7 protein-coding genes, 2 pseudogenes and 1 other annotated feature are annotated in these 11,533 nt (G+C 63.7%); of the genes and pseudogenes, 1 reads left to right on the top strand and 8 read right to left on the bottom strand.

The features are described 5' to 3' along the window. Positions 1 to 27: 27 nt before the first annotated feature. The 8 genes and pseudogenes from RDV64_RS00045 to RDV64_RS23800 form a co-directional block, all read right to left on the bottom strand. Positions 28 to 831 carry an ATP-binding cassette domain-containing protein gene (locus RDV64_RS00045; protein WP_309197251.1) on the bottom strand — a complete coding sequence of 268 codons (804 nt, stop codon included), beginning with the start codon at positions 829 to 831 and terminating at the stop codon, positions 28 to 30. Continuing rightward, the gene (locus RDV64_RS00040) at positions 828 to 1,703 is read right to left on the bottom strand and encodes an ABC transporter ATP-binding protein (protein WP_309197250.1); all 876 of its coding nucleotides are present in this window, start codon (positions 1,701 to 1,703) and stop codon (positions 828 to 830) included. Before RDV64_RS00040 ends, RDV64_RS00045 begins: the two co-directional genes overlap by 4 nt. Continuing rightward, positions 1,700 to 2,560, bottom strand: coding sequence for an ABC transporter permease (locus tag RDV64_RS00035; protein ID WP_309197249.1), 861 nt, complete (start codon positions 2,558 to 2,560; stop codon positions 1,700 to 1,702). The genes RDV64_RS00040 and RDV64_RS00035 overlap by 4 nt, the downstream gene beginning before the upstream one ends. Further along, complete coding sequence (locus RDV64_RS00030; protein ID WP_309197248.1) at positions 2,553 to 3,554, bottom strand: ABC transporter permease; 1,002 nt, start codon at positions 3,552 to 3,554, stop codon at positions 2,553 to 2,555. Before RDV64_RS00030 ends, RDV64_RS00035 begins: the two co-directional genes overlap by 8 nt. Before the next feature lie 139 nt (positions 3,555 to 3,693). Next, on the bottom strand, positions 3,694 to 6,804 hold the full coding sequence (locus RDV64_RS00025; RefSeq protein ID WP_309199579.1) for an efflux RND transporter permease subunit: 3,111 nt from the start codon (positions 6,802 to 6,804) through the stop codon (positions 3,694 to 3,696). Next, entirely contained in the window at positions 6,804 to 7,916 is a 1,113-nt protein-coding gene (locus RDV64_RS00020) for an efflux RND transporter periplasmic adaptor subunit (RefSeq protein ID WP_309197247.1), read from the bottom strand. Before RDV64_RS00020 ends, RDV64_RS00025 begins: the two co-directional genes overlap by 1 nt. Before the next feature lie 160 nt (positions 7,917 to 8,076). Beyond that, the gene (locus tag RDV64_RS00015; protein ID WP_375143845.1) at positions 8,077 to 8,280 is read right to left on the bottom strand and encodes an integrase core domain-containing protein; all 204 of its coding nucleotides are present in this window, start codon (positions 8,278 to 8,280) and stop codon (positions 8,077 to 8,079) included. A 1,677-nt stretch (positions 8,281 to 9,957) separates the two neighbouring features. Next, positions 9,958 to 10,243, bottom strand: a pseudogene (locus RDV64_RS23800) (IS5/IS1182 family transposase); the annotation flags it as partial. Here RDV64_RS23800 and RDV64_RS00005 point away from each other — a divergent pair. Next, positions 10,218 to 11,377, top strand: a pseudogene (locus RDV64_RS00005) (IS3 family transposase). The pseudogenes RDV64_RS23800 and RDV64_RS00005 sit on opposite strands and share 26 nt — an antisense overlap. Next, positions 10,427 to 10,543: a sequence feature (AL1L pseudoknot), on the top strand. It overlaps the preceding pseudogene by 117 nt. Positions 11,378 to 11,533: the final 156 nt, after the last annotated feature.

Below are 11,533 nucleotides of genomic sequence, written 5' to 3'. Positions count from 1 at the left end.
TTCGGCCGCTCCGGCGGCCGCTCCGCCTCAGACGTGAAGCCAGGCGTCGTCGATCTCCGGCAGCGGGATCGCGTCTTTCAAGGCGCGGGTCTCGGCATGCTGGGGGTTGTCGAAGATGGCAGCAGTGTCCCCGGCTTCGATGATTTCGCCGCCGCTCATCACGATGAGCCTGTCACACAGGTGGCGCACCACCGACAGGTCGTGGCTGACAAAGGCCATGGTGAGCGACAGGTGGCGGCGCAGATCCTTCAGCAGCGCGATCACCTGCGCCTGCGTGGAGGTGTCGAGGCCGGAGACGATCTCGTCGGCAAAGATGAACTTGGGCCGAAGCGCCACGGCGCGCGCAATTCCCACCCGCTGGCGCTGGCCGCCTGAGAGTTCGTGCGGATAGCGGCCGGCGAAGGCGCCGGACAGGCCCACTGCGTCGAGCGCCTCGCGCGCCGCGGCGGCAGGGTTGGCGGTGCCGTGGAGGCGCAGCGGCGCTTCCACAATCGCCGCAACCGTGTGGCGCGGGTTGAGGGAGGAGGAGGGGTCCTGGAAGATCACCTGAAGGTTGCGCCGCAACGGGCGAATTTCTTCCGGCGAAAGGTGCGTGATGTCGGTCCCGTCGAACACGACGCTGCCGGCGGTGGGCTCGTATAGCCGCACCAGCGTGCGCCCCAGCGTGGATTTGCCCGAGCCGCTTTCCCCCACAATGCCGACGCAGGCGCCAGCCGGGATTTCAAAGGAAAGGTCCCGCAGGATCGGCACCATCGGCGCCGGCCGGAACGGGCGCTTTGCATTGAGGTTGGGCAGGGAAAGGCTGAGATTGTCGACACTGAACATCGTCATCGCGCGTACTCGGTGTCGGCCCACTCGTTGTCGAGCGTCAGCGCAGCGGTGATCTTGGGGGCAACGGGCGTCAATGCGGCGTCCGGCCGGTCGTAGCGCGGCGTGGCAGCGAGGAGGGCGCGGGTGTAGGCGGTTTGCGGCGCTGCCAGAATTTCGCCGGTGCGGCCCTGCTCCACAACGTGGCCGCCGAACAGCACCGAGACCGACTGGCACACCTTGGCCACCACACCAAGGTCGTGGGTGACGAACAGCAGCGCCGCGCCGTGCCGGGCCTGCATGGCGGCAATCAGACCGAGAATCTTGCGCTGCACCGTCACATCGAGCGCGGTGGTCGGTTCGTCGGCAACGATGAGCTTCGGTTCGGCGACAAAGGCTTCGGCAATCAGCACCCGCTGGCGCATGCCGCCGGAGAGTTCGTGCGGATAGGCGCGCATCACGCGGTCCGGATCGCGAATCTGCACTTCCTCCAGAAGGTCGCGGGCTCTGCGGGTGGCGTCTGCCTTTGTGTGGCCGAGAATCCTGACCAGCCGGTCGGTGAGCTGCGGGCCGATGCGGCGGGACGGGTTGAGCGCGGTGAGGGGGTCTTGCGGGATGAGCGCCATCTCGCGCCCCCGGAGCGTGCGCAGCTCCTTCTTGCCCAGCGCCAGAAGGTTGACGCCGTTGAAGCGGATCTCGCCCTCCACCACCCGTGCCGCCCCCGGCAGGATGCCGAACACCGTCTTGCCGATCATCGACTTGCCGGCGCCCGATTCGCCCACCAGGCCGTGCACTTCGCCGGGCGCGACCGAAAGGTTCACGCTGCGCAGGAGGCGGTGCCGCCGGTCGCCGCCCAGCGCGACGGACAGGTTGGTGATGGCAAGTGCAGCGGTCATTGGAGCACCGGATCGAAGCGGTTCTTCAACCCCTCGCCAAACTGGCTGAAGGCGAGAACGGTGAGGAACAGGGCAATCAGCGGGAAGACCAGCACCCACCACGCCTGATAGATGGCCGCGCGGCCCTCGGCGATCATTCCGCCCCAGGTGGGCGAGTCCGACGAGATCGAGAGATTCACGAAGGACAGGATCGCCTCGACGATGACGGCAATGCCCATTTCCAGCGACAGGAGCACGATGATGGAGGGCATCACGTTGGGGAGGACCTCGCGCGCCAGGATACGCCAGCGCGAGAACCCCGCAACCCGCGCCGAATCCACGTATTCCATGGCGCGCTGCTGCATCGCCTCGGCGCGGACCACGCGGCAAAAGCGCGTCCAGTCGATCACCGCAATGGCGATAATGACGGAAAAGAGCCCGGTGCCGAGCACGGCCACCAGAAGGATTGCGAAGAGGACGGGTGGAAACGCCATCCAGATGTCGACGATGCGGGAGATCACACGGTCCGTCCAGCCGCCGAAATAGCCGGCGAGCAACCCCAGCGTCGCGCCGATGATGCAAGCCGCCGTGCCGGCAATGAAGGCAACGATGAAGGCGATCCGCGCACCGTATATGACGCGCGACAGGACATCGCGGCCAAGACTGTCGGTGCCGAGCCAGTAGCCGGGTTCGGCCCCTGCGGCCCAGAAGGGCGGCATGCGGTTGAGGAAGAGGTCCTGCGCCAGCGGGTCGTGCGGTGCGAGGAGCGGGGCAAACAGGGCTGCCGCGGCGACGATGAAGAGCCAGCCGCCCGCCAGCCACAGGCGGGGTGCGGGTTTGCGGGCGCGTGGCCGCGGGGCGCCGAAAGCTTCAGCCATGACGGAGCCTCGGGTTCAGCACGGCATAAAGAAGGTCGACGATGAGGTTGATGGCGACGAACAGCACCGCAAACAGGATGACGATGCCCTGGATCAGCGGCAGGTCGCGGTTGATGACGGCGTCGATGGCAAGGTTGCCGAGCCCCTCGTAGGAGAACAGCCGCTCCACAATCACGGTGCCACCAATCAGAAAGGTGAATTGCACGCCCACCAGCGTCATGGTCGGAAGGACTGCGTTTCGCAGGCCCTCGCGCAGGAGTGCGCGGGTCTGGCCGAAGCCGCGGGTGCGGGCAAGAAGCACATAGTCCTGGTTCATCACTTCTTTCAGCGATGTTTTCAGGAGTTGCGCGATGACAGCGGCCAGCGGCAGGGCCAGGGCCAGCGCCGGCATCAGCATGTGCGACAGGAGATTGGCCAGAAGGTCGAACCGGAAGCGGACGATGGACTCCAGAAGGTAGAAGTTGGTGACGAACGGAAGCTCGAGGCGTGGCGAGATCCGCCCCGAAATCTCGAACACCGGAAACGCGACACCGAAGAGGAGAATGAACGTGAGTCCCCACAGGAAGTCGGGGATGGAGAGCGCGATGCCGTCGGCGACATCCACCACGGCTTCGGTGGCCGTGTCGCGGAAGCGGGCGGCCAGAACGGCGGCGGTGCCGCCGATGGCAACGGCAATGACAAGCGCAAGCAGCGCAAGTTCCAGCGTGGCGGGGAGGCGGGAGAGCACCACCTTGGCAACGTCCTGCCTGAGCGAGATGGAGGTGCCGAAATCGCCCTGCACGACGTTGCCGAGCCAGACCACGAACTGGGTGAAGATGCTGCTGTCGAGCCCGTAAAGGGCGCGCAGGCGGGCAATGTCGGCGTCGCTGGCGCCGGGGGGCAACATCATCGCGATGGGGTCGCCGGGCGCGATGCGGATCACGACGAAGACGACTACCGCGACCCCGAACAGCGTGATGAGCGTCGTCCAGGCTCGTGTGAATACCGCACTCATGGGGGGATTGCCGCTGCTCCGATGGTTCCGCTCGAACACGCGCGCTGCGCGATCCGCCGATCCTGCCTATGCAAATTCATAGAAGCAAGCGCCACGCCACGTCGCCGTGACGCTGATGCGTGGGGAAGCGGCGGATAACCTATTCAGCCGGGGCGTTTCCGGCAGTGGGGCCGACGTTCTGAAGCTCGTGGTCCATTGCCTTCTTGATGGCGGCGCGCGGCGTCGTGAATGGGGCGAGGAGGGTGTAGAGCACCGGCGTCAGAAACAAGGTAAGGATGCCGGAGACCATCAGCCCGCCGATGATGACGATGCCGATGGCGGTGCGGCTTTCCGCACCCGCACCGCTGGCCAGCACAAGCGGGACGGCGCCCAGCACGGTGGAGATCAGCGTCATCACGATGGCGCGCAGGCGCAACACGCTTGCCTCGATTGCCGCATCGCGCACGCCAAGACCCTCATCGCGCAGCTGGTTGGCGAACTCGACAATCAGGATGCCGTTCTTCGCCATCAGCCCCACAAGAAGGATGATGCCGATCTGGCTGTAGATGTTGAGCGATATGCCCGTCATTGCCAGCGAGAACACGGCGCCCGCAACCCCCAGCGGCACCGTCAGCATGATGACAAGCGGGTGGATGAAGCTCTCGAACTGCGCCGCCAGCACCAGAAACACGATGAGAAGCGCCAGCCCGAATGTGGTCATGGCGCCGCTGGAGGTTTCGCGGAATTGCTGGGACTGGCCGGCAAGGCCGATCCGCGCTTCGGCCGGGAGGTCAGCGGCAGCCGCTTCCATGAATGCGATTGCCTCGCCCAACGAATAGCCGTCGGCAAGCGAGCCCTGCACCCTGATGGAGGGGAGGCGGTCGTACCGGCGCAATTCGTCGGCCGCGGCTGTGGTGGTGACGTTGATCAGCGAACTCAGCGGCACCAGGGTCTCGCCATCCCCGGCCCGCACGAAGATGAAGTCGATGTCCGACGGGGAGGTGCGGTCGCCGACATCGGCCTGCAGGAGGACCGGGTATTCGCGCCCGCGATCGACGAACGTGGTCACTTCGCGCGAGGCAAGCAGGGTCTGCAGGGTGGAGGCCATGGTGCCAAGGTTGATGCCCAGATCGTCGGCCTTGTCGCGGTCGACCGACACGTCGATCTGCGGCTGGTTCTCCTCGTAGTCCATTTCCATGTTGGTGAGGCGGGGGTTGTTCCGCGCTGCCTCCAGAAGTTCGGCAGCCCAGATCTTCACGCTCTCGAAATCCGGCCCGCTCACCACAATCGAGAGCGGGTTGCGGCTGCCGCGCAAGCCAAGGCCGGACGGGGTGATCGGCCGTCCGCTGGCGGCCGTGATGTCACCCATCTTCGGCATCATTGTGCGCACCACGTCCCGGTGGCTCATGTCGCGGTCGGCCCAGTCGGCAAGGCGCATCACCACGAAGGCGCGGTTCTGCCGGCCGAAGCTGCCTGTGTAGGTGAACACGGTCTCCACATCGCCCGACTGCCGGAGCGGGTCGGCGACGCGCTCCACCTGCTGGGCCGCAATGTCGGTGAAGGCGACGGTGCTGCCCTGGGGCGCGGTGAGCGGCACGAAGACCACGCCGCGGTCCTCGCTGGGGCTGAGTTCCTGCGGGATGGTGCCGTAGATGGTGTACCCCATGAAGGCGACCGCAAGGCCGATGGCGATTACGGCAACGGGGACGCTGATGGCGAAGGTGACCGCGGCGCGGAAGCCGCGCAGGAGCCAGTGCTCGGACTGCGGCGCGTGCGCGGTGCCGCCAGGCGCAGGCTTGCTGCCACGCAGGATTTTCGAGGCGAGGGCCGGGCAAGCGGTGAGCGCCACGAAGGTGGAGATCAGCACCGCGCTTGCCATCACGAAGCCGAATTCGGTGAAGAGCCGGCCCACCTGCCCCTGCAGGAAGGAGAGGGGCACGAACACTGCAATCAGCGTGAGCGAGGTCGCAATGACCGCGAACGTCACCTGCCGGGCGCCGAGCACGCTGGCCTTGAGCGGCGATTCGCCATTGTCGATCCGGCGCTGGATGTTCTCCAGCACCACAATGGCATCGTCCACCACCAGCCCGATGGCGAGCAGCAGCGCCAGAAGCGTGAGCACATTGATGGAAAAGCCCATGGCGCTGATCAGCACGAAGGTGCCGACGAGGGCGACCGGAATGGTGATGGCGGGAATGAGGGTCGCGCGCCACGAGCGCAGGAACACGATGATGACGCCCACCACCAGCGCCAGCGAGATGCCGAGCGCGCTCACCACCTCGCGGATGGAAGCGCCGACGAAGATGGCATCGTCCGATCCCACCTCGATGGCCATGCCTTGCGGCAGACCGGGGCTCATCGCGTCAATTTCCGCGCGGACTGCATTGGAGATGGCGATGGTGTTGGACTGGCTCTGGCGCACCACCGCAAGGCCGACGGCGGTCACGCCGTTGTTGCGCACGATGGAGCTGTCGTCCGACACGCCGGACACCACGCGGGCCATGTCGCGCAGGCGGATGGGTTGGCCGGCGACACGGTCCACCACCACGTTGGCGAAGGCCTCCACCGTGGGAATGCGGTTGTTGAGCCGCACGGTGAGTTGGCGCGAGCGCGTTTCCAGTTCACCTGCGGGAAGCTCGACGTTGGCGCTGCGCAGCGCGGTCTCGATGTCGGCGACGGTCAGGTTGCGCGCCGCCATCGCGCGCCTGTCGAGCCAGATGCGCACGGCCATCGGCCGGTCGCCGTACATGTCGACACTGGCGACGCCGGGCACTGTCGCCAGCCGGTCGATGACGTAACGGTCCACATAGTCGGTGATTTCGGCTGGCGTCATGTTGGGGTTGATGACGGCAAGGCGCATCACGGGGTCCGAGTCCGCGTCGTTCTTCAAGACCTGCGGCTCGTTCACATCGTCCGGCAGATCGGCGCGGACCCGTGCCACCGCGTCGCGCACGTCGTTGGCCGCTTCGTCGATATCGCGGCCGACCTGAAATTCCACGGTCACCGTGCTGCGCCCGCGCCGGCTCTGGCTGCTGATGGTTTTCACCCCGGCAATCCCGGCCACCGAGCCCTCGAGAATTTCGGTGATGTCGGTGTCGACGATCTCCGGCGCCGCGCCCGTGTAAGTGGTGCGGACCGAAACGATGGCCGCGTCGATGTCCGGCAATTCGCGGATCGGCAGCTGAGTGAGCGCGCCGATCCCGAACACGATGATGAGAAGGCTGGCGACCGCTGCCAGCACCGGGCGGCGGATCGACAGGTCCGACAGCATCACGAGGCGCTTTCGGCGGAGCCGGCCGGGTCTGGCGCCGGCGTTGCGGGTGTTAGCACCTCCACCTGGCTGCCGTCGCGCAGGGATTGCAGGCCGCGCGCAATCACGGCCTCGCCGTCCGACACGCCGGTCTTGACCTCGATGAGATTGTTGCGCCGCAGGCCCGTCGTGACGCGCCGGCGGGCGGCCTTGCCGTCCTCCACCACAAACACGAAGCTGTCGCCGCCCTGGACGAGGATCGCTTCATCGCTGACGGCCACCACGTCGCGCTCACCCAGCGAAAGGCTGAGCCGCATGAACATGCCCGCCGGGAGCGTACGCTCCTCGTTGGGAAGGCGCGCACGCACCCTGAAGGCCCGCGTGGTCTGCGCAATGCGGCTGTCCACCGCGTCCACCACGCCCTGAAACTCGCGGCCGGGGAAGGCGGCGGTGGTGGCCGTGATCGGCTGCCCCTCCCGGATCTGGCCAAAATAGGTCTCCGGAATGCCGAATTCGATTTCCACGGCTGAGAGGTCATCGAGGGTGGTGAGGACGGTGGAGGTATCGACCCGCGCGCCGATGTCGATCGAGGTGAGACCCAGAACGCCATCGAACGGGGCGACCACCGTTCGGTCTGCCAGCCCGCGTCGGGCGCGGTCCACGACAGCGCTGGCAATGGCAAGCTCGGCACGCACCTGGTCGATGGAGGCGCGGCTGACATTGTTGCTGCGCAGCAAGGTTTCCGCGCGCTCCTGCGCCGCGGTCTTTTCCTCAAGCGTTGCCTCTGCCTCGGCCAGCATCGCCTTTTCGATGTCGTCGTCGAGCCGCGCCAGAACGGTGCCTGTGGTCACGGCAAGGCCGGCGGCAATGTTCGTTTCGGTGACCCGGCCTTCAGCGCTCGGGACAATGTCCACCGAGCGCTGCGCCCTTGTGGACCCCACCGCCTCGATGACGACGCCCAGCCTGTGGGTTTCAGCCGGCATCACCTCAACGGTGATTGTTCTGGGCCCGCGCGGGCGCCCATCCGCCACCGCCCCGGCAGGGGAGAGCACGACCTCCTGATAGTAGATGTAGCCACCGACACCCAGCGCAGCGATGACGCCCACCGTAACAACCTGCCGGATGCTTTTCATTTGGGACGCTCCATCGCAAACCTGAGGCCGCGCCTATTCCTGCCACAGGCTTTGCAGCCTGTCGCGCGAAGAGAACGGTTGTCGCTGCGACCGATTGCCAACGCACTGGGCACGCAACAAGTATGTGCACGGTCTGACATTGCCCCAGAAGCGTCCGCGCTCATAGCTGGATTCTGTTCGTGTTGTGGCGCCATCGGCACCGGGTTGAAAACTCGTTCGGAGTGAGGCTGCTCAGGCTGGTGTGCGGCCTGTCGCGGTGGTCGTCGGTGCGCCATCCCTCAATGATGCGACGAGCGCCCGAAAGGCTGCGGAGGAGAGGCTCGTTGCGGCACAGGTCGCAGAAGCAACCGTCCAGGCTCTCCACGAAGCTGAGCACCTCGAAGAACGCGTTCTGAAACAACGGCAGGCCGCGTGGGACGCCGACCCCGGCTTGGCCGGATCTCTTTCGTTGATCGGCCCTTTCTGATGGGCGAGGACGCGCACGGAGGCTGCGCGAAAGGCCGAACGGGGGGGGGGGCGGTTGCTTGAGCCCAATGTCGCCTCCATCGAAGGTCGGAACACTTCGAAGTCTACGACCCTCGCGAACGCGTTCAACTGATTGCGGCCGTCTCTCAGCCGCACAGCCGATCCTCGACACGGAAGAAAGCCGGTTGGCCCAGCATCGCAATCGCGTTTACGAGCCCGGTTCATTGAATGCAGTTCGTCGAGGTTTTTAAAGGTGTTTGGCTTTACGATGATCTGCCGAAGCAGGGCGAGACATCTTGCCCGGACCGCGTTGCCCGCCTCGCCAATCTGGCAGGCATCAAGATCTGGATCGGTTGCTGGCGTCGGGCGAGTATCTATGGCGTCAAGCTGTCCATGGCCCCGCCGAAAAGATCCTGGGCCGGCAGTTCAAAGCGGAAGCACCCCACATGGCCTGTGGAACCGACACCGTCCTATCGTCTGGACGCCGGACGGTGTTGCCCTTCCGGCAGTCGAGATCGACCTCTGCTCACGGCGTTCGCCGGGTGGGCAATGCAGAGCCGTCAGGGGACTTAAGTGGTCTCTCAGGTCTCCCCATCGATAAAATGGCGAAGTCTCGAAATAGCGTCGTAGGTGTTCGGCAGTGAGGTAGGACGCCGCGATGAATTAGAACGCATCCCAATGCGACTATTCGACCAATATCGGGTCTATCGATAGAGGCTTCAAATAACCTTCGATTAAATTCTCTTCAATTAAAGCGAGATCTTCTCGAAAATATTTAAAATCCCTAATATTTCGCGCTCTTGTGCGCACGACTCCATCGTGCGTTCCGTCCTCGACATATCTTGAGAATGATTGGGTATGCTTCGATACCGTGTTTTCCAGTCGTGATCGATCGATTGCCTCGGCACCCTCAGTGTTAAAGGCAATCACCTTTTCGAGCGTGGCCTCAGTTGATTGATAAAGCTCCTTATACAAAACTCGATGAATATTTCAATTGTTGATCACTTCACTCGAAAGGCACCACTTATCAACAAATTTTTTCCAGAATATAAGCTCACCTGAGAGGAAATCATAAAATTCGGACTCTGTATCCGAAGCGCTTTTATGATGAACTTTGAATTCAAAATATGAAATCAGAGATTCCAATGGATGGCGGCACTGTACCAGATACAGATTGCTCGTCTCTATCGGAGTTTGCAAGAGAAAGTCATGGTCTTTGATATAGTTCGCGTTAGGGTGCATATTTGAGTATGTTTTATCATACACGCTCGTAAACAACATGCGTTCGCCGAAATAAGTCTGGCAAAGATTGCGGAGGAATCTGTGTCCTGAGCGGGGGAAACATGGGTTAATCATTTTTCTCATAAAGAATGCACCAAAAGCGTTTGCTGGCCAGCAGGTAAGCGTAATAACGGTCCACGAGAGGTGCAGCACTTCTCGCTTCGCTATCAAAACTGAAACTCGTTGGCGCTAGGAACGATCTTGTCTTCCCTCTGTCAACGGACCGCGGGGCATCTTGGCCGACCCGATGCCGCGGGATCGGCGTGTCGGCGCTTTGCCATAAGAGCACCGAACATCACCACCGCAAGCAGAACCGCATGGCGATGATGGCGGAGGCGAGGGTTGTGAAGGCGGGGTGGATGTCCTGGCGGCGCTCGTAGCGAACCGTGAGGCGGCGGAAGCGAAAAAACCAGACATTGGTGCGTTCTACGACCCAGCGCCGGTGGCCCGCCGCCGCGATGTTTCGATGCCCTTTCGGGCATGCCGTCAGTGATACGACGCTCGCGGAAGGCGCGGAGGCAACCGGCATACTCCTGGCCTTTGTCGGCATGTACCTTGCCGGGCGCATGCCAGCGCGGCCGACATTTTGGCGCAGGGGATGCGGTGCTGGAGCACGCGCATGAACACCCCTTGCCCAGGCAGGCTATCGTGTTGAACTCTGAGAATTTCTGCTGTTCGGCGCACTCGCTGAACAAGTGGCTGAATGCACTCGGGCGGAAGAGCCGCGTGTTGCGGCAGGCGAACGAGATCCTGCGCAAAACTTCGGTGTATTTCGCTCAGGCGGAACAGAGCCGCCGGTCGAAGACATGATCGCGTTCATCGACGATCACCGCGGTGCGTACGGGGTCGAGCCGAACAACAAGGTACTGCCGATCGCTCCGTCGACCTAGCAACCTCACGTCGCCCGGCGGCTTGATGTATCAAAGCTTTCGGCGCGAGCAAAGCAGGAGCTGGAGCTGATGCCCAAGATCGAGCGCGCCTTCACCCGGAACTTCGAGGTCTATGGTGCACGCAAGGTCTGGCGACAGATGATGCGGGAAGGGTCGATTTTGCCCGCTGCAACCGCCCTGCGGCTCATGCAGAGCATGGGCCTGCAAGGCGTGATCCGCGGCAAGCCCGTCCGGAACCACCATTCAGGACAGGCCGGCACCATGCCCACTCAACCATGTGAACCGGGTCTTCCATGCCACGGCATCGAACAGGCTGTGGCTCTCGGATTTCATCTATGTCTCGACTTGGGCGGCCTTCGTTTACGTCGCCTTCGTCATTGATGCCTATGCCCGCCGCATCGTCGGCCGGGGGGAGCCGGACCGCTCATGCCGGCCTCGTGCTGGACGCTCTGGAGCGGGCGCTGCATGAGCGACGGCCCGTTCATCGCGCTGGCCTTGTGCCCCATTCGGATCGCGGCTTGCATTACGTCCGCATTCGCTACACCGAGTGCCTGGCCGAGGCGGGAATCGAGCCCGGGTCGGCAGCCTCTGAGACAACTACGACAACGATCTCGCCGAAACGATTAACGGCCTCTGCAAGGCCGAAATCATTCATCGGCGTAGCCTGTGGAATTCTTCGAAGCCGTCAAGTCCGCGACGCTCGCCTAGGTCGACTGATTCAACAATCGCCAGTTCCCGGAGGGCATAGGCAACATCCCGCCGGCCGCAGCGGAGGAACCTTACTCCGCTCGGCACGACCACCGGCAAATGGCTGCACGAACTTAACCAAATCCCCTCCGGTGAAACCGGAGCGGCCCGCGGCCTCACCCCGAACGAGTTTGCAACACGGTCCCGATGCGACCACAACACGAACAGAGTCCAGCTATGAGCGGGGACACTTTCGGGGCAACGCCACGTCATCAGCTCCCGCATATTTTCCCT

Origin of the sequence: Acuticoccus sp. MNP-M23 (assembly GCF_031195445.1) — a bacterium.
Taxonomy (GTDB): domain Bacteria; phylum Pseudomonadota; class Alphaproteobacteria; order Rhizobiales; family Amorphaceae; genus Acuticoccus.
Note: the sequence above shows the minus strand (reverse complement) of the source record. Positions and strands in the feature narration are given on the sequence as shown.